General features: G+C 66.8%; 22 protein-coding genes. 11 read left to right on the forward strand and 11 right to left on the reverse strand.

Annotated features, from left to right (window positions below; all coding sequences use genetic code 11):
• Positions 1-252: 252 nt before the first annotated feature.
• Positions 253-453: a hypothetical protein gene (locus C8J47_RS15365; protein WP_121886408.1), complete on the forward strand. Its 201-nt coding sequence runs from the start codon at positions 253-255 to the stop codon at positions 451-453.
• Here C8J47_RS15365 and C8J47_RS15370 read toward each other — a convergent pair.
• Entirely contained in the window at positions 437-985 is a 549-nt protein-coding gene (locus C8J47_RS15370) for a GNAT family N-acetyltransferase (protein ID WP_121886409.1), read from the reverse strand. The two genes, C8J47_RS15365 and C8J47_RS15370, sit on opposite strands and share 17 nt — an antisense overlap.
• A 586-nt stretch (positions 986-1,571) precedes the next feature.
• On the opposite strand from C8J47_RS15370, the gene crtY reads away from it, so the two are divergent.
• The 4 genes from crtY to C8J47_RS15390 all read left to right on the forward strand — a co-directional run bounded on the left by crtY (position 1,572) and on the right by C8J47_RS15390 (position 6,093).
• The gene (crtY, locus tag C8J47_RS15375) at positions 1,572-2,738 is read left to right on the forward strand and encodes a lycopene beta-cyclase CrtY (RefSeq protein ID WP_121886410.1); all 1,167 of its coding nucleotides are present in this window, start codon (positions 1,572-1,574) and stop codon (positions 2,736-2,738) included.
• Positions 2,735-4,213 carry a phytoene desaturase gene (locus C8J47_RS15380; RefSeq protein ID WP_056487654.1) on the forward strand — a complete coding sequence of 493 codons (1,479 nt, stop codon included), beginning with the start codon at positions 2,735-2,737 and terminating at the stop codon, positions 4,211-4,213. The genes crtY and C8J47_RS15380 overlap by 4 nt, the downstream gene beginning before the upstream one ends.
• Before the next feature lie 196 nt (positions 4,214-4,409).
• On the forward strand, positions 4,410-4,991 hold the full coding sequence (locus C8J47_RS15385; RefSeq protein ID WP_121886411.1) for a TIGR00730 family Rossman fold protein: 582 nt from the start codon (positions 4,410-4,412) through the stop codon (positions 4,989-4,991).
• A gap of 151 nt (positions 4,992-5,142) precedes the next feature.
• Positions 5,143-6,093, forward strand: a complete 951-nt coding sequence (locus C8J47_RS15390; protein WP_121886412.1) for a phytoene/squalene synthase family protein — start codon at positions 5,143-5,145, stop codon at positions 6,091-6,093.
• Between the two features lie 107 nt (positions 6,094-6,200).
• On the opposite strand, the gene C8J47_RS15395 is transcribed toward C8J47_RS15390, so the two are convergent.
• The gene (locus C8J47_RS15395; protein ID WP_121886522.1) at positions 6,201-6,431 is read right to left on the reverse strand and encodes a hypothetical protein; all 231 of its coding nucleotides are present in this window, start codon (positions 6,429-6,431) and stop codon (positions 6,201-6,203) included.
• A gap of 133 nt (positions 6,432-6,564) precedes the next feature.
• Here C8J47_RS15395 and C8J47_RS15400 point away from each other — a divergent pair, with 133 nt between their 5' ends.
• Positions 6,565-8,394: an ABC transporter ATP-binding protein/permease gene (locus C8J47_RS15400; RefSeq protein ID WP_121886413.1), complete on the forward strand. Its 1,830-nt coding sequence runs from the start codon at positions 6,565-6,567 to the stop codon at positions 8,392-8,394.
• Positions 8,395-8,755: 361 nt separating this feature from the next.
• Here C8J47_RS15400 and C8J47_RS15405 read toward each other — a convergent pair whose 3' ends face one another.
• The 3 genes from C8J47_RS15405 to C8J47_RS15415 form a co-directional block, all read right to left on the reverse strand.
• On the reverse strand, positions 8,756-9,910 hold the full coding sequence (locus tag C8J47_RS15405) for a type I restriction endonuclease (RefSeq protein WP_121886414.1): 1,155 nt from the start codon (positions 9,908-9,910) through the stop codon (positions 8,756-8,758).
• Between the two features lie 89 nt (positions 9,911-9,999).
• The gene (locus C8J47_RS15410; protein WP_121886415.1) at positions 10,000-10,659 is read right to left on the reverse strand and encodes an SdpI family protein; all 660 of its coding nucleotides are present in this window, start codon (positions 10,657-10,659) and stop codon (positions 10,000-10,002) included.
• Positions 10,641-10,943 (reverse strand): metalloregulator ArsR/SmtB family transcription factor, encoded by a 303-nt coding sequence (locus tag C8J47_RS15415; protein WP_121886416.1) that lies wholly within the window; start codon positions 10,941-10,943, stop codon positions 10,641-10,643. The genes C8J47_RS15410 and C8J47_RS15415 overlap by 19 nt, the downstream gene beginning before the upstream one ends.
• 270 nt (positions 10,944-11,213) lie before the next feature.
• Between C8J47_RS15415 and recQ the strand changes: the two genes are divergently transcribed.
• Genes recQ through C8J47_RS15430 form a run of 3 tightly spaced genes read left to right on the forward strand, consistent with a single transcriptional unit; the run spans position 11,214 to position 13,836 of the window.
• Entirely contained in the window at positions 11,214-12,983 is a 1,770-nt protein-coding gene (gene recQ, locus C8J47_RS15420) for a DNA helicase RecQ (protein WP_121886417.1), read from the forward strand.
• Complete coding sequence (locus C8J47_RS15425) at positions 12,980-13,408, forward strand: TIGR01244 family sulfur transferase (protein ID WP_056053640.1); 429 nt, start codon at positions 12,980-12,982, stop codon at positions 13,406-13,408. Before recQ ends, C8J47_RS15425 begins: the two co-directional genes overlap by 4 nt.
• The gene (locus C8J47_RS15430; RefSeq protein ID WP_121886418.1) at positions 13,405-13,836 is read left to right on the forward strand and encodes a hypothetical protein; all 432 of its coding nucleotides are present in this window, start codon (positions 13,405-13,407) and stop codon (positions 13,834-13,836) included. The genes C8J47_RS15425 and C8J47_RS15430 overlap by 4 nt, the downstream gene beginning before the upstream one ends.
• A 732-nt stretch (positions 13,837-14,568) precedes the next feature.
• Here C8J47_RS15430 and C8J47_RS15435 read toward each other — a convergent pair.
• From C8J47_RS15435 to C8J47_RS15460, 6 genes are all read right to left on the reverse strand, one after another.
• Positions 14,569-15,927 carry an ammonium transporter gene (locus C8J47_RS15435; protein WP_121886419.1) on the reverse strand — a complete coding sequence of 453 codons (1,359 nt, stop codon included), beginning with the start codon at positions 15,925-15,927 and terminating at the stop codon, positions 14,569-14,571.
• Between the two features lie 11 nt (positions 15,928-15,938).
• The gene (locus tag C8J47_RS15440) at positions 15,939-16,277 is read right to left on the reverse strand and encodes a P-II family nitrogen regulator (RefSeq protein ID WP_056053652.1); all 339 of its coding nucleotides are present in this window, start codon (positions 16,275-16,277) and stop codon (positions 15,939-15,941) included.
• Positions 16,278-16,550: 273 nt separating this feature from the next.
• The gene (purH, locus tag C8J47_RS15445) at positions 16,551-18,125 is read right to left on the reverse strand and encodes a bifunctional phosphoribosylaminoimidazolecarboxamide formyltransferase/IMP cyclohydrolase (protein ID WP_121886420.1); all 1,575 of its coding nucleotides are present in this window, start codon (positions 18,123-18,125) and stop codon (positions 16,551-16,553) included.
• A gap of 205 nt (positions 18,126-18,330) precedes the next feature.
• Entirely contained in the window at positions 18,331-20,067 is a 1,737-nt protein-coding gene (locus C8J47_RS15450; protein WP_259467590.1) for a heparinase II/III family protein, read from the reverse strand.
• Positions 20,064-20,720: a ribulose-phosphate 3-epimerase gene (rpe, locus tag C8J47_RS15455; protein WP_121886421.1), complete on the reverse strand. Its 657-nt coding sequence runs from the start codon at positions 20,718-20,720 to the stop codon at positions 20,064-20,066. The genes C8J47_RS15450 and rpe overlap by 4 nt, the downstream gene beginning before the upstream one ends.
• 168 nt (positions 20,721-20,888) lie before the next feature.
• Complete coding sequence (locus C8J47_RS15460) at positions 20,889-22,166, reverse strand: RsmB/NOP family class I SAM-dependent RNA methyltransferase (protein WP_121886524.1); 1,278 nt, start codon at positions 22,164-22,166, stop codon at positions 20,889-20,891.
• Positions 22,167-22,270: 104 nt separating this feature from the next.
• Between C8J47_RS15460 and C8J47_RS15465 the strand changes: the two genes are divergently transcribed.
• Positions 22,271-22,429, forward strand: coding sequence for a DUF1674 domain-containing protein (locus C8J47_RS15465; RefSeq protein ID WP_082441494.1), 159 nt, complete (start codon positions 22,271-22,273; stop codon positions 22,427-22,429).
• Between the two features lie 153 nt (positions 22,430-22,582).
• Complete coding sequence (locus C8J47_RS15470) at positions 22,583-24,439, forward strand: AsmA family protein (RefSeq protein WP_121886422.1); 1,857 nt, start codon at positions 22,583-22,585, stop codon at positions 24,437-24,439.
• The last annotated feature ends 61 nt before the right edge of the window (positions 24,440-24,500 follow it).

Below are 24,500 nucleotides of genomic sequence, written 5' to 3' on the forward strand. Positions count from 1 at the left end.
GACGGCGATCGGAATTGCCAGGACCCGTAGCGCAAGTACCACAGCTTCCGTTGGCGCTCGGTCGGGCGACGGGACTGTGATGGGACATTTCGCAGCATGTACGTAATTACGTCCGCTGCTCTGTTCTCCGGGGTGACGGCGCAGGCCCAGTCCTGGAAAATCCTGGCGTTGCAATACGCTCTATGCAGTGCGTGGAATCCTGATAGCTTCCTTCCCTAGAGCAGGATGACCTGCCAATTCGGAGAGTGATGCATGGCAAACCATAGCGCCGCGCGCGGGGATACGGGGCGGAATACTGGCCGGGATACGGGCAAGGACCACAAAAGGCTGATCTACGTGATCGCCGGCAGCATCCTGGCCCTGGGGCTGGTGTTGATGGCGTTCTATGACCGGGCGGGCGATCCGATGCCGATCGCTTCGGTGCAGACGCCGGTCGTCACCGCGCAGAAATAGCGTCGGGCGCGGCGCGGTCGAGGATCAGGATCGGCGCGTCTCGGTACGTGCCGGTCGTGCGCAGGCGGTAGCCGAGGCGCTCGGCAAGCCGGATCGAGGGGGCGTTGGCGGGATCGATGATGCAGGTCGTCGCGGGGATGCGCGCGTCGGTCCAGGCGAGGATCGCGGCGAGCGCTTCGGAGGCGTAGCCCCGGCCTTGCGCGTCGCCGGTGAGCGTCCAGCCGACTTCGGGAGTCGCGTCGATCGAGGGCTCGATCGCGCGGCGGGCCTTGATCAGGCCGAGTTCGCCGATCAACTGGCCCGTGGCCGTATCGCGCGCGATCCAGCTGCCGTAGCCGAACAGCGTCCATTGGCCGATCGAACGGAGGAGGCGGATCCAGACGTCCTCGCGCGATCGGGGCTGGCCGGTAAGCATTGCATAGACGCGGGGGTCGGCCGCCATCGCTGCGCAGTCGTCGAGATCGGCGGCGGTGTGGCCGGTGAGCGTGAGGCGCGCGGTGGTCAGCGTGGGGGCGGATGGGGGCGTGGGCATTCTTACTGTCTAAGGGTGATCTTGGTCGAGGGGTATCCGTTGCTGGGCCCGCTCCCCTTGCTGGAGGGAGGGTATTGTTGCCACGTATTCCCCTCCCTGGAAGGGCAGGTATCGTTGCCACGTGCTCTCCCCTCCCTGGAAGGGAGGGGTCGGGGGTGGGTCGGCCAGCTTGAGCCACTCGCGTGCGGGTATGCGGACGCCGACCCACCCCCAGCCCCTCCCTTCCAGGGAGGGGGGGCAAGAGCGGCTTTCTTCCTTCGCACGGCGCGAACGGCGCGATCCTTGATCCTCGATCGTTCAATCCTCCTCCGCCAAGGAGTTCTGCAATCCTCCCCCGGCAGGGGGAGGTGTCGCCGAAGGTGACGGAGGGGGAGGACCCGGCACGGCGGTTCCCCTGTCCTCCCCCTCCGTCAGGCAAACGCCTGCCACCTCCCCCTTGCGGGGGAGGATCGGTAGGTTATCCTTTCCCGTCTGCCGCCCCGCCTCCCTCGCCTCCCCCACGCTCCTGGCAACGCAGGTTGTCTTCGGCCGCGATTGCTTCGGAAAGCCTGTTTTCGTGCTCGCTGCTTTGCGCTAGTCCGAGCAGATGGCATCGACGATCTCCTGCGACGTCGCGATCGTCGGCGCGGGCCTGGCCGGCGGGATGATCGCGCTGGCGCTCAAGGCCAGGCATCCGGCACTCGACGTGCGGCTGATCGACTCTGCAACGGTCGTTGGCGGCAATCATCTCTGGTCGTTCTTCGGGAGCGACGTGGCGCAAGGCGATCGCTGGATCGTCGCGCCGCTCGTGGTGCATGCGTGGCGGGGGTACGACGTGCGTTTCCCGGCTCATGCGCGGACGATCGACGCGACCTATTATTCGATCGAGAGCGAGCGGCTCGACCGCGAGGTGCGCCGCGTGCTGCCGCCGCATGCGTTGATGCTGGGACGGAAAGTGTCGGGCGCGAGTCCGACCGCGGTGGTGCTGGCGGATGGCGACCGGATCGAAGCCAAGGGCGTGATCGACGTGCGGGGCCCGGGCGACCTGTCGCTACTCGATCTGGCGTGGCAGAAGTTCGTCGGGCGCGAGCTGGTGCTGAACGCGCCGCACGACAGCCCCAAGCCGACGGTGATGGACGCGACCGTGCCGCAGATCGACGGCTATCGCTTCGTCTATTGCCTGCCGCTCGCCGCCGACCGGATGTTCGTCGAGGACACCTATTACAGCGACACTCCCGATCTCGATGTCGAGGCGCTCACGACCCGCATCCACGACTATGCCGAGGCGCGCGGCTGGGCCGTGGCGCAGGCGGCGCGCGTGGAATCGGGCGTGCTGCCGGTGGCGATGGGTGGTGATTTCGAGGCGTATTGGCGGTCGGGTGGCGCGCATGTCGCCAAGGCCGGGATGCGCGCGGGGATGTTTCATCCGACGACGGGGTACTCGCTGCCCGATGCGGTGCGGACCGCTTCGATGCTGGCGGGCCTCGATGATTTCACCGGCGCGAAACTCCACGATGTGACGCATGCGATGGCGCGGGCGACGTGGAAAAGCCGCGGCTTCTACCGGATGCTCGACACGATGTTGTTCCGCGCCGCCGAACCGGAGGAACGCTACCGCATCCTCGAGCGCTTCTACCGCCTCTCACCCTCGCTCATCGGCCGTTTCTACGCCGGACGCTCGACGCTTTCCGACAAGGCTCGCGTTCTGACCGGCAAGCCCCCCGTCCCCATCGTGCGCGCCGTCCGCGCCATCGCAGGCAGTATGTCATCATGAAGACCGCAATAGTCATCGGCGCAGGCTTCGGCGGGCTGGCGCTCGCGATCCGGCTGCAATCCGCGGGCGTGCAGACGACGATCGTCGAGAGCCGCGACAAGCCGGGCGGCCGTGGGTATTTCTGGGAGCGCGACGGCTTCACGTTCGATGCGGGGCCGACGGTCATCACCGATCCGGATTGCCTGCGCGAGCTGTGGGCGCTGACCGGGCGGGACATGAGCGAGGACGTGACGCTCGATCCGGTGCTGCCGTTCTACCGCCTGAACTGGCCGGACGGGACGAATTTCGATTATACCAACGACGACGTGCAGATGCGCGCCGAGATCGAGAAGCTGCATCCCGGCGACTGGGCGGGATACGAGAAGTTCCTGCAATATTCGGCGGGTGTGTTCCACGAGGGATACGAGAAGCTCGGCCATGTCGCGTTCCTCGACTTCGGGTCGATGATCAAGGCGGCGCCGGCGTTAGCGAAATACCAGGCGTGGCGGTCGGTCTATTCGATCGTGTCGAGCTTCGTGAAGTCGGAGAAGTTGCGCGAGGCACTGTCGTTCCATACGCTGCTGGTCGGCGGCAATCCGATGACGACGAGCGCGATCTATGCGCTGATCCACAAGCTGGAGCGTGACGGCGGGGTGTGGTTCGCGCGTGGCGGGACCAATCGTCTGGTGGCGGCGCTGGTGACGCAGTTCGAGCGCTTAGGCGGCGTGTTGAGGCTCGACGATCCGGTGACCTCGATCGAGACTTTGGGCGATCGCGCGACGGGCGTGACGACGGCGAGCGGCTGGTCAGGTCAGGCGGATGCGATCGCGGCGAACAGCGACATCATGCACACGTATCGCGACCTGCTGGCGACGTCGCGCAGTGCCAAGCGGAAGACGGGGTCGCTCGAGCGGAAGAAATATTCGCCGTCGCTGTTCGTCGTGCATTTCGGGATCAAGGGCACGTGGCCGGGCATCCCGCACCACATGATCCTGTTCGGGCCGCGCTATAAGGGGCTGCTCGAGGACATTTACGATCATGGCGTGCTGTCGGAAGATTTCTCACTGTACCTGCATCATCCGACCGTGACCGATCCTTCGCTGGCGCCGGAGGGGCATTCGACGTTTTATGCGTTGGCGCCGGTACCGCATCTCGGGAAATTCCCGGTCGACTGGGACGAGATCGCGCCGATCTTGGAAAAGCGCATCCTCGACGAGATCGGGCGGCGGTTGATCCCGGATATCCACGAGCGGATCGTGACGAAGTTCTCGTATGCGCCGAAGGATTTCGCGGAGGATCTGAATGCGCATCTGGGGTCGGCGTTCTCGCTGGAACCGGTGTTGACGCAGAGCGCGTATTTCCGGGTGCACAACCGCGACGAGCATATTCCCAATTTGTACTTCGTGGGCGCTGGGACGCATCCGGGGGCGGGTATTCCGGGGGTTGTGGGGAGTGCGAAGGCGACTGCTCGGTTGATGCTTGAGGGCGAGAAGTAAGGGGTTTTGTTCACGCGAAGGCGCGAAGGCGCTAAGATTTTCGTGAAGGGCGTAGCGCCATGCTGCATGAGCCGTTTTCGCGGCTTGGGATGTGTAAGTCGCTTTGCGACAGGAAAGACATCTTCGCGCCTTTGCGCCTTCGCGTGAACCCATTCTTTCCTTGCGGCACCCCGCGCGCTTCCCCTAGCGAGGCGGGATGAAGAGACTTGCTGTGTATTGCGGGTCGGCGACGCCGGCTGATCCCACCTATATCAAAGACGCTCGGGCGCTCGGGCTGGCTTTTGCCGAGCGGGGGATTGGCCTTGTTTATGGCGGCGGGCGGACCGGGCTGATGGGTGCGATCGCGGATGGCGCGCTTGAGGGTGGTGGCGAGGTTATCGGGGTGATCCCGCAGGCCTTGGTCGATGCGGAGGTGGCGCATCGGGGGCTTACCGAGCTGCACGTCGTCAGCGGCATGCATCAGCGGAAGCAGATGTTTACCGATCTCTCCGACGGATTCGTCACGATCCCGGGTGGGACGGGGACGATGGACGAGCTGTGGGAGGCGCTGAGCTGGGCGCAGCTTGGCTATCATGCGGATCCGGTCGGACTGCTGAATACCGCTGGGTATTACGATCACCTGATCGCGTTCTGGGAGAAGATGGGCGAGGTTGGCTTTTTGCGGCCGCAGCACCGGGACCTGCTGATCGTGGCGGATACGCTGGACGTGCTGCTCGACCGGATGGCGGACCATGTCCCGACGCAGCCGATCGTGCGGATGAACGCGTCGGATTTGTGAGCTTCGAACCACACCCCGACACCCTGCTCCACCCCGGCGGAGGCCGGGGCCCAATTGAGGGACGTGAATTGGTTTGCGTTGCGCGTCGTTACTTCGGCCTTTCCAATTGGGCCCCAGCCTTCGCCGGGGTGGTAGTTGGCGGGGTGATCTTGTGAACCACCCCCTGCCCTCGCGCGAGGCGATCGTGGCTACTGCGCATGAGTCGATTTCGCGCGGGTCGAAAAGTTTTGCAGCGGCCAGCCTGTTGTTCGACAAGCCGACGCGCGAGCGGGCTTGGCTGCTGTATGCGTGGTGTCGGCGGTGCGACGATATCGCCGACGGGCAGGATCATGGCCACGGGATGACCGTGGTCGAGGACGCGCCGGCTCGACTCGTGGTGCTTTCGGCCATGACCGAGCAGGCGTTGGCGGGCGAAGTCGTCGGCGAGCCGGCGTTCGATGCGTTGCGGATTTTCGCCGCCGAGACTCGGCTGCCAAAGCGGTTCGCGCGCGACCTCGTCGAGGGCTTCGCGCTCGATGCGCGCGAGTGGCGGCCGCGGTCGGAGAACGACCTCTACAAATATTGCTACCATGTCGCCGGCGTCGTCGGGTGCATGATGGCGATCGCGATGGGCGTCGATCCCGAGGACGAGGATACGCTCGATCGCGCGTGCGACCTGGGGATGGCGTTCCAGCTCGCGAATATCGCGCGCGATGTCGAGGAGGATGACCGCGTCGGGCGGTGCTATCTGCCCGAGGAGTGGCTGGTCGAAATGGACTTTCCACCGGGTCAGCACATGAAGCCGCCGTTTCGGTCTCGGCTCGCGGTGTTGACGAAGCGGATGGCGGATCGGGCTGCGGCGTTCGAGGCTAGCGCTCGGGAGGGGACGCCGGCGCTGTCGTTCCGTTCGGCCTGGGCAGTGTTGTCGGCGGCGGGGATTTACGGGGCGATCGGGCGGACCGTGGCGGCTCGGGGGGAGCACGCGTGGGATCACCGGGTGACGACGTCGGAGATGCAGAAATTGGGGTTTATCGTGACGGCGGCGCGGGAAGCGGCTCGACGGGAGAAACTGTATCCGCGCACTGTGAGAGATGCCCGGTTGTGGACGCGGCCCCGGGTTTAACTCTGTCATCCTCGCGAAAGCGGGGATCCATAATCTATGCCGTATCGATCGGTCGAGACGGTCGCCAGTACGCGTTCCCGCCTTCGCGGGAATGGCCGTAGGTAGGGTCAGCCCTGCGACTTGGCCTTGCCGGCCTTCGCCATCAACTGGCCCTGCGCACGGCAGTTTGCGCCGATCATCGGATATGGAACGTCGGTGTTCTGCGCCAACTGATCGGGTAGCGCCGCACGGCACTGCGCCATTGTCTCGTAGCGCGCCGGAATGACCCGCGCCTCGGTGCAGTTCACGTTACCGTCGCCGCAGCCCATGATGGCCATGACGTAGAACAGCGGTTCCATTTCACTCTCCAGTGGCTCGCGGTGACAGGCGTCGTGCCCGACATCGGACACGATAACAAAAGCGACGAAGTGGCAGGATTGTTCCGCCAACTGCTTTCGCCGGGGCTTGACTGCGCCTACATCGCTTCGATCCATGCCACCCGATACGTACACCTCCACCCGCGCGGACCAGCCGTTGCTGCCGACGCTCCGCCGCTTCCTGCCGTTCCTGTGGCCGGCGGGGCAGCCCAAGCTGAAGGCGCGGATCGTCGTCGCGATGCTGCTCGTGATCGCGTCGAAGCTGATCCAGGTTTTCGGCGCGGCGTTCACGTTGAAATATGCGGTCGACCGGATGGCGGGGAACGATCGTACCGCGCTGACGCTCGTCGTGCTGCTGGTGGTGGGGTACGCGGCATCGCGGTTCGGGACGACGCTGTTCGACAATCTGCGCAACGCGGTGTTCGAGCGCGTCGGGCAGGACGCGTCGCGGCGACTGGCGGCGCAGGTGTTTCGCCATCTGCATGCGCTGAGCCTCGATTTCCATCTGTCCAGGCGGACGGGCGCGGTCACCAAGGTGGTCGAGCGCGGCACCAAGAGCATCGATACGATGCTGTATTTCCTCCTGTTCAATATCGCGCCGACGGTGTTCGAGCTCGTCCTGGTGCTGGGGCTGTTCTGGACCAAGTTCGGCTGGCCGCTGGTCGTCGCGACCGTCGTGATGGTGGTCGGCTACATCCTTTTCACGCGGATGGTGACCGACTGGCGCAATGCGTTGCGTGCACGGATGAACGACCTCGATACCGGCGCGGTCGCGCATGCGGTGGATTCGCTGCTGAACTTCGAGACGGTGAAGTATTTCGGCGCCGAGGAGCGCGAGGCGCGGCGTTACGACAGCGCGATCACGGCGTATTCCGAGGCGGCGGTGAAGAGCGAGAATTCGCTCGCGTGGCTGAACCTCGGCCAGGCGCTGATCACCAACGTGATGCTGGCGGGCGGTATGGGCTTCGTCGTGTGGCGGTGGAGCCGCGGCGAGGCGTCGGCGGGCGACGTGGTGTTCGTATCGACGCTGCTGGCGCAGCTGTTCCGGCCGCTCGACCTGTTGGGGATGGTGTATCGGACGATCCGGCAGGGCGCGCTCGACATGGCGGCGATGTTCGACCTGATCGATACGCCGGCCACGGTCGTCGATGCGCCGGGCGCGCCTGCGCTGGTGGTGAGCGCGGGGCATGTTCGGTTCGAGGGGGTGTCGTTCGGGTACGACGCAGGGCGGCCGATCCTTCGCGACCTGGACCTGGACGTGCCGGCGGGATCTACGCTGGCCGTCGTTGGGCCGTCGGGGGCGGGGAAGTCGACGCTCGCGCGGTTGCTGTACCGGTTTTACGACCTGACGGGCGGGCGGATTACCGTCGACGGGCAGGATATCGCGCAGGTGCGGCAGGCGTCTCTGCGCGCCGCCATCGGGATCGTGCCGCAGGATACGGTGCTGTTCAACGACACGATCGGGTACAACATCGCCTATGGCCGTGAGGGGGCTGAGATGCCTGAGGTCAAGGTTGCCGCGAAGGGCGCGGCGATTGCCGGCTTCATCGAGCGCCAGCCTCTAGGGTATGAGACGCGCGTCGGCGAGCGTGGGTTAAAGCTGTCGGGCGGCGAGAAGCAGCGCGTGGCGATCGCGCGGACGCTGCTCAAGAACCCGCCGATCCTGATCCTGGACGAGGCGACGTCGGCGCTGGATAGCCGGACCGAGGCGGAGATCCTGGATACGCTGGAGGCTATCGAGCGCGGCCGTACGACGATCGTGATCGCGCACCGGCTCTCCACGGTCGTACATGCGGACCAGATCGTCGTGCTGGAGGCGGGGCGGATCGTCGAGAAGGGGACGCATGCGGACTTGCTGCGGCAGGACGGCGTGTATGCGGAGATGTGGAACCGGCAGGCTCAGGAGCGCGCCGGGGATGATGATGGGGCGTTGGCGGCGGAGTAAAGTGCGTTCGACTCGCTTGAATCACCAGCGGGCGCTCGCCAAAAAGCTCCGTCACCCCGGACATGTTCCGGGGTCCACCGTTCCCCACACTCTCACGTTTCGAGTTCGGGAACGGGTAGATGCCGGAACGAGCCCGGCATGACGGAAGAGTAGGCTCACTCCCGCCACCCCTCCCCGGCGAAGGCCGGGGCCCAATTGAGGGACGTTGCTAACGGATGACAGCGCGTCGTCATTGCCACCTCTCCAATTGGGCCCCGGCCTCCGCCGGGGTGGTGGTTTGGATGCCGGGGGGAGCATTAAAGGCGAGCAGCGCATCGCACGCCGCTCCTTCTGTTCCCTCGCGAACGCGGGGGGCCAGGATTTACAAGTGATGGCGCTGCTGGGCCCTGGGCCCCCGCTTTCGCGGGGGAACAGAAGGAAAGCGGGGACCCGGGGCGGCCGCTACGCTGGAATCGACGGGTCCAGCTCGCGCAAACCGTGCCTCGATCGCTTCCGAATATTGGTAGATGTGCGTCAGGTCCGACAGCAGATGCCGCGTTTCGTCCTTGCCGGCGAACATCCCGAGATACTTGGTAGTGATCCCGTTGAAGTGCATCCGCGCGACCGTTTTCCGGTTGTTGTCGTCCAGCAAAATCGCGCAATACGACTTCGCGTCGCGGACGATCACACGTTTCGGGTCGACCAGGCGCGAGGCGATCGCCTGGATGATGTGGAAGCCGGAAATCTCCTCCTGCGTGGTGACGATGCCGTCGCCGTCGGACGGGTCGTCGTCCGCGCCCACGGGCAGATCCTCGACCGGGCTCGATGCCTTCAGTGCGGACGACAGGCGTTCGTTGACGAAATCGCGGATCAGTGCGGCGATCGCCGGGGCGAGCAGTTTCGCGAACCCGTCCTTGATCGCCGGCGTCAGGCGCCCGCCATGGACGCGCTGCGCCATCATCCGGACGAACTCGTCGGACGGCTCGGCGAACTCCTTTTCGAGTTCGAGGCGGATCAGCGACTGCGTCTTGAGGTTGCCGGCCTCCTGGACGATTTTGTCGATGTCGAACGCAGCCTTGGTGAATTTCTCGAGCGTGCGGATGTCGCCGGGCTTGATCGCGTCCATCGTGAAGGTGAAGAACGGCTTGTCGTCCATCTTGTTCGGGCGCTCAATGTCCGAGTAGAATTGGTAGACGACGCCGTTGGTGAGCACCGCGAGGCGCGCGTCGGTGACGCTGAAATACCGGAACAATTGCCCGGCGTGATTGACGTTGAGCTGGACCGAGGACGGCTTGCACTCGATCAGGATCGACACTTTCCCGCCGGCGCAGATCGCGTAGTCGACCTTCTCGCCTTTCTTGGTGCCGACGTCGGCGGTGAATTCGGGGACGACCTCGGACGGGTTGAAGACGTCGTAGCCGAGCGACTGGAGGAACGGCATGACGAGCGCGGTCTTCGCTGCCTCCTCGGTCAGGAGGACTTCACGGTGTTCGATCGTGCGCTTTTGCAGCTCGGCCAGCCTGATGTTCAGTTCCATGCGCGTCCCCCCGGATTGACCGGGAGAGGATGCGCAGGGAAGTTGCGCCGGTCCATGACGGGACCGCGACAACCCGACCGGATCTCGATCTATTGCGCGCGGCGGGTGCGGCGCCAGTAGAAGAAGGAATAGAGGATCGGCGTCGCGACCATCACCAGCAGCAGCGCGCGGAAGACTGCGGTGCGGGTTTCGCCCTCCATCGGCAGCGCGGCGAGGACGATGATCGCGAGCCCCGCGGCCATCATGATGCGGCTGGCATAGCGATGCGTGGCGATCCAGTTGTCGGGATCGACGATCGCCCAGGGGGTGCGGATGCCGACGAAGAAGCCGGGGCGCGACTTGGGCAGGACGTTGCCGATCGCGACGAGGAACGCGCCCAGGCCGGCGAGCATCGTCGTCGGAGGAAACGCGAAACCGAACGCCGGGGCGGCGACCAGCGCTTCGGACAAGGCCATCATCCCGAGCAGCCCGGCCCAGGCGGTGCGATAGAGCGGCGCGGACTGTTCGAGCTTGTCCTGCAACGGTTCGAGCGACGGCAGTGCCGCCATGAACAGCGAGAGGCCGACCGTCAGCGCGACGGGCGTGAACAGCGCCCTGCTCACGCTGGCGAAGCGATCGGGCAGCCCAGTGGCACCCCAGTGGGTCGGCAGTTGCGTGCCCGCGGGGAAGCGGCCGAGAGCGATCGCGGCGACGATCGCCAGCGTCGCGGCGGTCAGCGCCGACGCGATCATCAGGTCCCGGTAACGCATGTCTCGCTTCCCTTTTCGTGTGCGCCGCCGACGCGGAGCCGGCCCATGAAGCCCATCACCACCTCCTCCATCACCGACAGGTCGAGTGTGTAGACGATCGACGTGCCGCGGTTCTCGGCCTGGATGAGGCCGGCGGCCTTCAGCTTGGCGAAGTGGTTCGACATGGTCGGCTTCGACACCGCGAACGCGTCGGCAAGCGCGCCAGCGGTCATCGCGCCGCCTTTGAGCAGCTCGAGAATGCGGCGGCGCGTGGGGTGCGCGAGGGCGTCGAAGACCGAGTCCATGGGCTTGGTTTATTCGTGAAGCGGCTAATTAGCAAGATGGCTAAACTCTGCGCGCATCACCCCGGCGAAGGCCGGGGCCCAAATGGGGGACTTTGCCGACTGAGCCCCGTCCGCCGTTACGACCACCTCTCAATTGGGCCCCGGCCTTCGCCGGGGTGGTACTGGATGGAAGCGTCGCGTTCTGACCATCGCTGAACCCTGAAACGCTCTTCGTCGATAACACTCCCCACTCTCCTCGACATCGCGTGGGGGATCGCTACCTAGACGGCGATGGCACTCGACCCCCTTCCCGATCTCCAGCGCATCTTTGGTTTTCCCGATTTCCGCGGCGTGCAGCGCGATGTCGTCGACCGGGTGCTCGCGGGGCAGCGGACGCTCGCCGTCATGCCGACCGGGGCGGGCAAGTCGCTGTGCTACCAGTTGCCGGCGACGATGCTGGAGGGGACGTGCGTGGTCGTGTCGCCGCTGATCGCGTTGATGCATGACCAGTTGCGGGCGGCGACTGCTGTCGGGATCAAGGCGGCGACGCTGACGAGCGTCGATACCAATCGCGAGGAGACGATCGCGCGGTTCCGCGCGGGCGATCTGGATCTGCTGTACGTCGCGCCCGAGCGCGCTTCTAACGAAAGCTTCCGCAACCTGCTCAGCCAGGCCAAGCTGTCGCTCTTTGCGATCGACGAGGCGCATTGCGTCAGTGAATGGGGGCATGACTTCCGGCCGGACTATCGGTTGCTGCGGCCTTTGCTCGATAGCTTTCCGGATGTGCCGCGGCTCGCGCTGACTGCGACTGCGGATGCCCATACGCGGGCGGATATTCTCGAGCAGCTGGGGATCTCGCAAGAAGGGCTGATCGTCTCGGGGTTCGACCGGCCGAACATCCGCTATGCGATTTCGGGGCGCGACAACGTCAACCGGCAGATCGCGGATATCCTGGAGAAGATCCCGGGGCCGGGGATCGTCTACGCCCAGACGCGCGCGGCGACCGAGAAGCTGGCGGAGGCGCTGGGTCGGAGCGGGCGGCCGACGCGGGCGTATCATGCGGGGCTCGACCCGCAGGTGCGCGCCAAGAACCAGGCGGATTTCGTCGCGAGCGAGGACATGGTGATCTGCGCCACGGTCGCGTTCGGGATGGGGATCGACAAGCCCGACGTGCGGTTCGTGTGCCATGCCGGGCTGCCGAAGTCGATCGAGGCCTATTATCAGGAAACCGGGCGTGCGGGGCGTGATGGCGACCCGGCGATCACGCATCTGTTCTGGGGTGCGGAGGATTTCGCGCGCGCGCGGCAGCGGATCGGCGAGGTGGAGCCCGAGCGGCAGGCGGGCGAGCGGCAGCGGCTGACGGCGATGGGCGGACTGGTCGAGACGGCCGGGTGTCGGCGGCGGATCCTGCTCAAGCATTTCGGCGAGGAGCGGCTCGAGGATTGCGGGAATTGCGACAATTGCCTTGGTAACGTCGATGCGGTGGATGCGACCGAGACGGCGCGGAAATTCCTGTCGGCGGTGTTTCGGACCGGGCAGATGTTTGGCGTGGGGTATATCGAGGGCATCCTGACGGGGGTGTCGTCGGAGCGGAGCCTGATGAACGGGCACGAGGCGCTATCGGTGTACGGGATCGTCGATGGCGACGAGGTGGCGTTGCTGAAGCCCGTGTCGCGGGCGCTGATGCTGAAGGATGCGCTGCGCACCAATCCGCATGGCGGGCTGGAGTTCGGGCCGGCGGCTAAGGCTATCCTCAAGGGCGAGGCGGCGGTGTCGATCGTCGTGCCGCCGAAGCGTGAGCGGCGGCGCAAGGGGGCGGTTGGCGCTGTGCCGAACCCGGTCGACGATCCGCTGTTCGAGGCGCTGCGCGTGCGGCGGCGCGATCTGGCGAAGGAAGCGGGCGTTCCACCGTATGTGATCTTCCACGATTCGGTGTTGCGTGACATTGCGCGACAGCGGCCTGCGTCGCGGGCCGAGCTGAGCCTGCTTTCAGGCATTGGCGCGCGGAAACTCGACGCCTATGGGGATGCCTTCCTCCAGGTGATCCGCGAGTCCGCATGATACGGCACATCAACGAAAGTATTTCGGTCGCGCCGCAGATCGCGGTCGAGCAGGTCGCGGAGATCGCCGCGGCGGGGTTCAAGACGATCGTCAATAATCGGCCGGACGACGAGGATGCGGGGCAGCCTTCGGGCGACGCGATCCGCGCGGCGGCGGAGGCGGCCGGGCTGAAGTACGTCTCGATTCCGGTGACGCATGCGGGGTTCTCGCATCCGCAGATCGACGCGATGACGCAGGCGCTGACGGACTCGGACGGGCCGGTGCTGGCCTATTGCCGGTCGGGGACGCGGAGCTGCAATTTGTGGGCGCTCGCGGCGGCGAAGGCGGGGCGCAACCCTAACCTGCTGCTCGCGCAGGCCGAGGACGCCGGGTATGACCTGCGCGGGATCCGACCGATGCTGGACGCGCTCGCAGGGCCGCGATGAGCCCGGTTGCGATCGGGCCCTATCTGGTTGGGCCCTATGCGATCGGCGGCTCGGTCGTGGTCGTGCTCGTGATCGTTGGTCTCGTCGTTGCCTGGGTGATCGTGCGGGCGCGGCGGGTAGTGAAGATCGAGACGCCGGAAGAGGCGGCGGACGCCGCACAGGCGCAGTTGCACGGGTTCGCGGTGGCGGGAGCCGTCGTCGGCGCGGATGGCCAGGGTGCGCTGGCGGTGGCGGACGATGGGCGCGTCGCGGCGGTGAAGCGGGTCGGCAAGCGGCTCGCGGTGCGCGAGGTCGCGTGGCGGACGGTGCGCGCTACGCACGAGGGGATTTTGGTCGAGACCGGCGACAAGATGCTCGGCGCGGTGATGTTGTCGCGGGTCGATGTGCTCGATATCCGACGGTTGGCGCCGAAGGGCGTGCGGGTTTAGGCGGGGACTTTTGCTGGGGTCGCGGTTTACGCGCTCCGCACGTCTCTCGCCTCGCTCCCCCTCCCCGTTCGTCCTGCGTAGCTGCTGAGCTTGTCGAAGCGGCGTATCGAAGGACAGGTTGGCACACGGAAATCATGCTTCGATACGCGCCCTCGATACGCTCCTGACGGAGCTACTCGGTCGCTACTCAGCACGAACGGGTTGGGGTGTTTGCGCTGAGGAAATCACCTCGAGGCAATATTCCTTAAGGACGATCGCCTGGCGGAAACACCGCCCCGGCGGAGGCCGGGGTCCAGTTGGGCAACGGTGCTAATGACGGTTGCCCTTCGTTACCAAGACCTTTCCAACTGGGCCCCGGCCTTCGCCGGGGTGGTACCTGCGCTTAGGACTTAAGTGCCGATCGATGCCGAGGGTAGCATTTGTCGGCTCCCCTTCCGCTCGCGGGAGGGGTTGGGGGAGGGGTTAGCCTCATGGGCCGGACGCCGGTACGTACGTCGCCCCCTCCCCTAACCCCTCCCGTAAGCGGGAGGGGGATTTAACCGTCGCTTTGCTTGGCCCTGGGCTCCCGCGTTCGCGGGAGAACATAGTAGGTGCGCTCCCCCGTTAAACTCGATCGAAGTACCACTTCGATCGAAACCAAAAAAATGGCCCGGTGTGTTGCCACACCGAGCCAAGGTTGTCCGCAGGAGGAACGTCGTGGGTGCGGGCTCGGTCGGCCCGCTACCGAACTGCTTAATCGTAGGCGCGTTCGCCGTGCTCGCCGAGATCGAGGCCTTCGCGCTCGACTTCCTCGGAGACCCGCAAGCCGGTCATCGCCTTGGCGATGTAGATCGCGATCACGGTGCCGATCGCCGCCCAGACGATGGTTGTGGCGACCGCCGCTACCTGAACGAAGAGCTGGTGGCCCATGTCGAAATCGGGCTTGCCGGGGCCGCCGAACGCGGGGGCGTAGACGATGCCGGTGCCGATCGCGCCGATCATGCCGCCGATGCCGTGGATGCCGAACGCGTCGAGCGCATCGTCATAACCGAGCTTCGGCTTCAAGACCGTCACCGCGTAATAGCAGATCACCGAAGCGACCGCGCCGAGGATGATCGCGCCGAACGGGCCCGAGTTGCCGGCCGCCGGCGTGACCGCGACGAGGCCGGCGATGATGCCCGAGCAGAAGCCGAGCGCCGAACCCTTGTGGCCATTGACGCGCTCGATCAGCATCCAGGCGAGGCCCGCCGAGGCGGTGGCGACGAAGGTGTTGAGCATCGCGAGCCCGGCCGAGCCGTTGGCCTCGAGCGCCGAGCCGGCGTTGAAGCCGAACCAGCCGACCCAGAGCAGCCCGGTGCCGATCCCGGTCATCGTCAGCGAATGCGGCGCCATGCGATCGGTGGGATAGCCGATCCGCTTGCCGAGGATCAGCGCGGCGACCAGCGCCGAGACACCGGCGTTGATGTGGACGACGGTGCCGCCGGCGAAATCGAGTGCGCCCATCTTGAAGAACTTGCCGCCCGATGCCCACACCATGTGCGCGACCGGGAAATACACGATCGTCAGCCAGACCGCGGCGAAGACCATGACCGCCGAGAACTTCATCCGCTCGACGACCGAGCCGAGCACGAGCGCGACGGTGATCGCGGCGAACGTCATCTGGAAGCAGATGAAGACATATTCGGGGATCGCGACGCCCGCGGTGAAGGTAGCCGCGGTCGAGTCGGGCGTGATGCCGCGGAGCAGCGCCTTGCCGAAGCCCGAGATATACTCGCCGCCGCCGTCGCCGAACGCCATCGTGTAGCCGTACATGACCCACAACAGCATCGCGAGACACGCGACCGCGCCGATCTGCGTCATCGTCGACAGCATGTTCTTCGACCGGGTGAGACCGCCGTAGAACAGCGCGAGGCCGGGGACGATCATCATCAACACCAGCAGCGTCGACGTCATCATCCAGGCGGTGTCGCCCTTGTTCACCGTCGCCACCACGGGCGCGACGACCGGGGCTACGGGTGCCGCGACGTCCTGCGCCCAGGCGGGTGCGGCGGCGATCATCGCCGCGCCGAACCCCAGAGCCGCGACGGCGACCTTCTTCAAATCATGCTTCATCTCGTCCCCCCTCAGAGCGCTGAATCGTCGGTCTCGCCGGTGCGGATGCGCACCGCTTGCCCCACGTCGAGCACGAAGATCTTGCCGTCGCCGATCGCGCCGGTGTTCGCCGACGCCTGGATCGCCTCGACCACGCGGTCGGACAGGCTGGCGGCGCAGACCACCTCGATCTTGATCTTCGGCACCATGTTGGTGCTGTACTCGGCCCCGCGATAGATCTCGGTCTGGCCCTTCTGACGGCCGAACCCCTTGACCTCGGTGACCGTCATGCCCGCCACGCCGATCGTGGTGAGCGCTTCGCGCACCTCGTCGAGCTTGAACGGCTTGATGATGGCAATGACGAGTTTCATCGCGCCCCTTCCCCTTGTTACGGGAGGTGCCTCGCAATGTGCGTGCCAGTTGGGGCGTGGAGGGGTGGGGTGGGCTCGGTGGGCGAGCAGACGTGAATTTGCGGTTAAAACTTGTGCAGTGCGGTACGGGTGCCTGTTTTATGGGCAACCTTGCCGGGCACTCTGTTCTCCCGCGAAAGCGGGAGCCCATGGTCACGAACGATGCCGTTTGTGGTCCTGGGCCCCCGCTTTCGCGGGGGAACAGTTAGCGCGAGCGATCCGAGCGTGTCGAACTCAGTGGCGGAAGTGGCGCATGCCGGTGAAGACCATCGCGAGGCCGGCTTCGTCCGCGGCGGCGATGACGTCGGCGTCGCGGATCGAGCCGCCGGGCTGGATCACCGCGGTTGCGCCGGCCTCTACCGCCGCGAGCAGGCCGTCGGCGAAGGGGAAGAACGCATCCGACGCGACCGCCGAGCCGATCGTGCGCGGGGTCGACCAGCCGGCCTTCTCCGCCGCGTCCTTCGCCTTCCATGCGGCGATGCGTGCGGATTCGAGGCGGTTCATCTGGCCGGCGCCGATGCCCGCGGTGCTGCCGTCCTTGGCGTAGACGATCGCGTTGGACTTGGTGTGCTTGGCGACCGTCCAGGCGAAGCGGCAGTCGAGGAGTTCCTGCGGCGTCGGCTGGCGCTTGGTGACGACCTTCAACTCGCCGGGCGTGCCGTTGTCGCGGCCCTGGACGAGCCAGCCGCCGGCAATCGACTTTGCCGTCAAGCCAAGGCGGGCGGGATCGGGGAGGGCGCCGGTAAGCAGCAGGCGGAGGTTCTTCTTGGCGGCGAACAGCGCGATCGCCTCCTCGTCGGCATCCGGCGCGACGACGACTTCGGTGAAGATCCCGGTGATGGCGCGCGCGGTCTCGGCGTCGAGCGTGCGGTTCACGGCGATGATGCCGCCGAATGCTGACACCGTGTCGCAGGCGAACGCCGCGGCGTACGCTTCGGCGAGGGTGGCGCCGGTGGCGACGCCGCAGGGGTTGGCGTGCTTGACGATCACCACCGAGGGCTCAGCATCGCGGAATTCGGCGATCAGTTCGAGCGCGGCGTCGGCGTCGTTGAGGTTGTTGTAGCTGAGCGCCTTGCCCTGGAGCTGGCGCGCCTGGCCGATGCCGCGGACCGAGCCTGTCGCCGTGTAGAAAGCGGCGGACTGGTGCGGGTTCTCGCCGTAGCGCAAGCTGTCGCCGCGTTTGAGCGTGATCGGCAGCGTGGCGGGGAATTCCTCGGCCTGATCTACCGTGCCGAACCAGGTCGCGATCGCCGAGTCGTAGGCTGCGGTGGTGGCGAAGGCTTTCGCGGCGAGTGTCTTGCGGTCTTCGAGCGTGGTCGTGCCGCCGGAAACGAGCGCATAGTCGGCGGGGTCGGTGACGATCGCGACATAGGCGTGGTTCTTGGCGGCCGAGCGCACCATGCTGGGGCCGCCGATGTCGATGTTCTCGATCACGGTGTCGCGGTCTGCCCCTTTTGCGACCGTAGCCTCGAACGGGTACAGGTTGACGATGACGAGGTCGATCGCGCCGATCTTGTGCTCGGCCATCGAGGCGGCGTGGCCGGCGTCGTCGCGGACCGCGAGCAGCCCGCCATGGACCATCGGGTGGAGCGTCTTGACGCGACCGTCCATCATTTCGGGGAAGCTGGTGAGTTCGCTGACGTCACGCACCGTGAGGCCGGCGGCGCGGAGCGCGGTGGCGGTGCCGCCGGTGGAGACGAGTTCGACGCCGTGGCTCGCCAGCGCCTTGCCGAGATCGACGATCCCGGTCTTGTCGGAGACGGACAGGAGCGCGCGCCGAATGGGGAGGGTGTTCGGGATGCTGGTCATGAGGGTCTTTCGTCGGGGGTCGCCGTGCGGCGGTGCCTTAGCGTTGGTTGACGTTGGGGAATAGGGGGGCGTGCGGGTGGGAACGCTGCTCCCCTCCCTGAAAGGGAGGGGTTGGGGGTGGGTAGGCCCGCTCGAGCCGCGACTGTCCGGACACATGGAACCCGACCCACCCCCGGCCCCTCCCTTTCAGGGAGGGGGGAAGAACTCAGGCCTTCTTCAGCGCCCAGCTTACGCTTGCGCCCCCGGCTGCCGCTTCGCCGGTGATCATCAGTTGCTGCGTCGCGACCGGGCGACCGTCGGCGTCGATCCAGACGCTGTCCTCGACCACCAGCGCGCCGCCGCGGCATCGGAACTGCCACAAGGGCCCGCCCGGCAAGCGGAGGATCGCGCCGAGGCCGTCCGCTGTGGGGGAGACCTGCACGCCTTCGCCGAGGTGGAAGCGGATCGCGAACAGCGACAAGCCGGCCCGTCGCTTGCGGCCCTGCGGCAACAGCGCGTCCTCGCCGCGGAGTTCCCGGCCGTCGCCGGTGAGCATCAGCTGGCGGCGGTGGAGGAAGCCCCAGCGGCGGACGTAACCGTCGTGGCTCGCCTCGATCCGGCTGGCGGCGTCCGATTCCTGCCGGCTGAGCTCGACTTCGCCGACGCCGCGGCCGAGCGTGCCGTCGGCGAGGATCGCGGTCGAGTTGCTGTCCGCGATCGTCAGCGTCGAGTGGGCGGCAGTCGAGCGCAGGCCTTCGACCATCGCGGGCGGGAGTTGCGCGATGCCCGCGCGTGCGCCGCCGCAATTGACGACGATCCGCGCCGGGCCGTCCGAGAATTCGAACGCTAGCGTCGACGCGCAACCGCCTTCGACGAGGCGCGCGATCGGCGGCGGGGCGGCGTCGACGATCAGCACCGCGGTGCCGGCGGCGAGTCGCTGATAGCCCCAGTCGCGCGCCTGGCGCAGCGGGCGGGTGCGGACACCGCTGGCCTCGATGACCGCGGCGACCTGCGTTTCGCTGGCGGGGCCACCGCCCTGCCAGCTCGACAGGCCGCGATCGGCGTGCGCGACACCGAGCAGCGCCGCGACCATCCGGGTGAGCGTGACCGCGACCGTCTCGGGGAGTTCGGCGCTGCGCGCGGCGTAGCTTTCCTGGAGCAGGGTCAGCAGCTGGATCGAGTCGAGCAGCATTGCCGGGCTTCGCGACACCGAGCCGCCATCGTCGAACAGGCCCGTGCCGAGCGCGCGGAGAAGGCCGGCTTCACCGAACGCCTGGCGCGGCTCGCCGCCGGGGATGAGGAGGCCAGCGGCGACGACTCCGCACCACGCGGCGATGCGCGGCGCACCGGCCGGGGCCTTGTCGGCGGTGCGGTCGAGGTGGAGGGCGCCCTTTGCGAGTGCGTTGAGCACCTTCGAGCGGTAGATCTGGTCGGAGGACGACAGGATCAGCGGCGCGTGCGCGGTCCAGGCGAGGATGCGGCGGCCCCACATGTCGGGTCGCCACGCGATCCCGCCCTGCGTGTCGGCGTGCGCGGTCAGCCAGAGGCTCATGAGGTATTCGGCGATCGGTGCGCCCCGTGCGCGGGTCGCAACGGTCGACAGGTCACGCAGCCACGCGAAACTGTGCAAGTATTCGGCGAACGGTTTGGGCAGCGGCTTCGCAAGATCGAGCGTCTCGATGTCGCGCGCTTCGCCGCGGAACGATAGGACGCCCTCCAGCAGCATCGTGCCGCGCGCAATGTCGCCGAGGATGGGGTCATCGGGGACCGCGATCAGCTTCAGCGGATACCGCCCCTTGAGGCGCAGCGTGTGGAGCGGGGTGCGCCACGTCAGGCGGTGGAAGCGCTCAGCCAGGCGATCGGCGAGCGACAGCCCTTTGTCGCCGCCGAGACGGATCAGGCGGCGGCCTTCGTCGATCCCGTCGGGGGCGGGATCGGTTACAAGATCACGCGGCTCGTTCACCCCCGCAACGCGGCGATGTTGGCGGCGTAGTGGTCGGGGCCGCCGCGGAAGACCGAAGTGCCGGCGACCAGCGCGTCGGCGCCGGCTTCGATGCAGCGTTTCGCCCACTCGGCATCGACGCCGCCATCGACTTCGAGGTCGATCGCGCGGCCGCTCTTTTCGATCATCGTGCGGATCGCGCTGATCTTCTTGAGCTGGCTCGGGATGAAGCTCTGGCCGCCGAAGCCCGGGTTGACGCTCATCACGAGGACGAGGTCGACCATGTCCATGAGGTAGTCGAGCATCTTGGCGGGGGTACCGGGGCAGATCACGACGCCGGCGCGCTTGCCGAGGCTCTTGATGTGCTGGAGCGAGCGGTGGATGTGCGGGCCGGCTTCGTAATGCACGGTGATGCAGTCGGCGCCGGCTTCCGCGAACGCGTCGAGATAGGCGTCGACGGGGGAGATCATCAGGTGGACGTCGAACGGCTTGGTGGTGACGCCGCGGACCGACTTCATGACCGCGGGGCCGAACGAGATGTTGGGGACGAAATGGCCGTCCATCACGTCGATGTGGATCCAGTCGGCGCCGGCTGCGTCGATGGCGCGGACTTCCTCGCCGAGTTTGGCGAAGTCGGCGGAGAGGATCGAGGGGGCGATGCGGACGGGTTGCATGAGATTGTCCTAGCGCGGGATTCGTGCGGTGCGAAGGCCTTGGTTTTTGCCCCCCCCTGGAAGGGAGGGGTTGGGGGTGGGTCGGGTTCCACATGGTCCTGCGGTTGCGGCCCGAGCCGGCCTACCCACCCCCGGCCCCTCCCTTTCAGGGAGGGGGGAAGCAGAAGGTTAGCTTCGTTTTAGCCGGGCGATGAAAAAGCCGTCGCAGCCGCCTTGGTCCGCCAGCATGCCGGGAAGCGTGCGGATCGTGCCCGCCTCCGTCGGCGTAATGCCGACGGGGAGTTCGGACTGGTCTACCGGGGCGATCGTGTAGTCGCTGCGGGCCGCGAGGAACGCGTCGAGTTGCGCCTCGCCTTCCGATGGCTCCAGCGAACAAGTGGCGTACACCAAGGTGCCACCGGGCTTCACCCAGTCCGCCGCCCTCGCGAAGATCCGCGCCTGCAACGCCGCGGTTTCGGCGATGATCGAGGGGCGGATGCGATGGAGGACGTCGGGGTGGCGGCGGAAGATGCCCGTCGCGCTGCACGGGGCGTCGATCAGGATCGCGTCGGCGGGCTCGGCGGGCGCCCATTCGAGGATGTCGGCGTTGACGACCTCGGCCTTCAGGTGCGTGCGGTAGAGGTTCTCGCGGAGCCGCTTGATCCGGCTCTGCGAATTGTCGACCGAGGTGACGGTCCAGCCGGCGCTCGCGAGCTGCAACGTCTTGCCGCCGGGGGCTGCGCAGAGATCGAGGACGTGGCCCTCCCCCTTCCCCAGCAGGCGTGCGGGGAGCGAGGCGGCGATGTCCTGGACCCACCAGGCGCCGTCGCCGAAGCCTGCCATGTCGGGGACCGAGTCGTGGTCGCCCAAACGCAAATGCCCGGGCATGAAACTCTCGCCGCCGAGCTTTTCGCGCCAGCCTTCGGTCTCGGACGGGTCGGCGATCGTCAGGTCGAGCGGCGGCACCTGCGCGATCGCGCGGCCGGCGGCGTCGACCATCTCCTCGCCCCACGCGGCTTCCCAGCGCAGTTCGACGGGGGCCGGCAGCGTCGGCACTTCGGGGAGCAGCATGTTTGCGCGGAACAACGTGCCGAACACGCCGTGGACGAGTTTGCGCGGGCCACCGTCGACCAGCGGCAACACGGTCGAGATCGCGGCGTGCGAGGGGGTGCCGAGGATCAGCACCTGGACCAGCGCGATCCGCAGCGCCATCCGCGCCTTCGCATCGTCGGGCAGGTTCGTCTTGGTGACCGAATCGATCATCGCGTCGAGATCGGGGAGGCGACGGAGCGTCTCGGCGGCGATCGCGTGCGCGAGACCGCGATCGGGACCGTGGATCGCGCGGGTCGCAGCCGGCAATGCGGATTCGAGCGACTCGCCGCGGCGGAGCACGGCATCGAGCAGACGAAGTGCGGCGCGTCGGGTCGGAACGCCGAGCGGCTCGGGGGCGTGGGTATAGTCGGGCATATGAAGGTCCTTCGCGTTCGGTTTGTCGCGCGGCTTGTGGCAAAGCGGCGCGACAGGGCCCATGTGGCGGTTACGACGCCAACACGCAAATCCGGAGAGCCGCGATGGGCCAGCGCCCCGATCATCTGAAGCCGCCAGAATACCTTGCGAAGAATACGCCGGTGCCGAAGCCCGAGGCGATCGTGCCCGACAAGGACCCCGAGCCGCGCGATCCGACGCGCTATGGCGATTGGGAGCTGAAGGGCATGGCGATCGATTTCTGATCTTCCGTCATCCTGACGAAAGTCAGGATCCAGGATCACAAACGGCATCGTATTCGGCTCTGGATCCTGACTTCCGTCAGGATGACGATGTAATCTGCGCCAGCGGTCCTGACGCATGTGGAACGATTACCCGTCCGGCGCGTCGCCGCTTCGATGAGGGGATTCTTCGAGAAACGCTGGGTTAAAGTCACCGGCATCGTTGTCGCGAGCGTGCTCGTGCTGGGGCTGGTGGGGCTGGCCGCGTTTCCGTGGGGATCGCTGAAAGGCGTGATCGAGCGGCAGCTGACCGCGCGGTTCGGGCGCCCGGTGACGATCGGCGGGATCGAGCGGGTCGACGCGTTCGGGTTCAATCCGACGATCCGCATCACGAACGTGCGCATCCCGCAGGCCGACTGGGCGGGCAAAGGCGATTTTGTCGACCTGCGCGAGGCGGAAGCGACGTTTTCGGGGCTCGGCTTGCTCAAGGGCGCGTTCGGGCCGCGCGACGTGAAGGCGCGGGGACTGCATCTGGTGCTGGTGCGCGACAAGAACGGTCGGACCAACTGGGAACGGCCAGGCAAGCCCAAGGGCGGCGGCAGTTCGACCGATCTCGACGGGCTGACGATCAGCGACAGCGTGATCGAGTATCGCGACGACAAGCAGGACCGCTTCGTCACGGCGCGGTTCGTGTCCGATCCGGTGCATGGTATCCGCGCGAACGGGTCGGGCACGATCCGCGGGGCGGCGGTGCGGATCGCGGTCGCGGGGCCTTCGGTGGAGAAGTTCCAGGGCAAGCCGTGGCCGTTCACCGCGTCGATCGACGGTGAAAAGCTGTCGGTTTCGGCAAAGGGGCTGATGGATCGGCCGCTCGATACCGACGCGATGAGCCTCGACGTGACGGCGCGCGCGACCGACCTCAAGCTGATCGACGCGGTGATCGAGGCGGGGCTGTTCCGTACGCAGCCGGTGTCGTTCAGCGCGCACGTCCGGCACGACCAGCCGAAATGGACCGTCACGCAGTTGAAGGGCGTGGTCGGACGGTCGGATTTTGCAGGCCACGTGACGGTCGATAAGCAGGCGGGGCGCAGCAAGGTCGATGGCGACATCGTGTCGCGGCAGTTCGATTTCGGCGATCTGGCGTCGGACGAGGGCAAGGCCGAGGGCGCTGCGCTGGAACGCGCGATCGGGCCGCGGCTGGTGCCGAACACGCGGATCGATATCGGCAAGATCGACAGGACCGACGCGCGGATGGGGTTCCGGATTGGGCGGATCGTGAGCGGCAATGGCGCGTCGCCAATCCTGTCCGCCAAGGGCGTGCTGGCGATCGATCATCAGCTTCTGACGTTGAGCGATCTGGTCGCGCGGCTGTCGCATGGCAATGTCACGGGCAAGGTGACGGTCGACCAGCGCGGCGACCGGAAGGTGCCGACGGTCGATATCGACCTCAGGTTGCGCGGTAGCAGCGTGCAGGCGCTTGCAGGCGGCGGCGGCGATTTCAGCGGCAACGTCAGCGCGCGGGTGCGGCTGACGGGGCCGGGCGAGACCATCCGCGCGGCAGTCGGGCGGTCGAACGGGACGATCGGGTTCGTCGCGCGGGATGGGCAGTTGCCGCAGGGGATCGCCGCGGCGTTGGGCTTCGATGCGGCGCGGGCGTTGCTGGCGAAGGATGGCGAGCGGGCGGGGCTGCGCTGCGTGGTGCTGAAGCTCGACGTGACGCGCGGACGTGGGCGGATCGATCCGATGATCGTCGATACGACGGCCAGTCAGTTGCGCGGCCAGGGGAGCGTGGTGTTTCGGGGGGAGACGCTGAACATCCGGCTGACGGGCACGCCGAAACAGCATGCGCTGCTGCGGTTGCCGGGGTCGGCGTACATGACCGGGACGATAGAGCGGCCCAACGTGACGATCCCGCCAGAGGTGAAGTCGGTGGGAAATATCTTCAAGGCGATCGGGCGGGCGATTTCGGGGAATCAGGGGCCGACGGCGGAGGATGCGGATTGCTCGGGGTTGGCGGCGCGGGTGTTGCGGTGATTGCTGATCCTCCCCCGCAAGGGGGAGGTGGCTGGCTCTTGCCAGACGGAGGGGGAGGTAA

The sequence above is a fragment of the Sphingomonas sp. PP-F2F-G114-C0414 genome, assembly GCF_003688595.1.
Lineage (GTDB): Bacteria > Pseudomonadota > Alphaproteobacteria > Sphingomonadales > Sphingomonadaceae > Sphingomonas.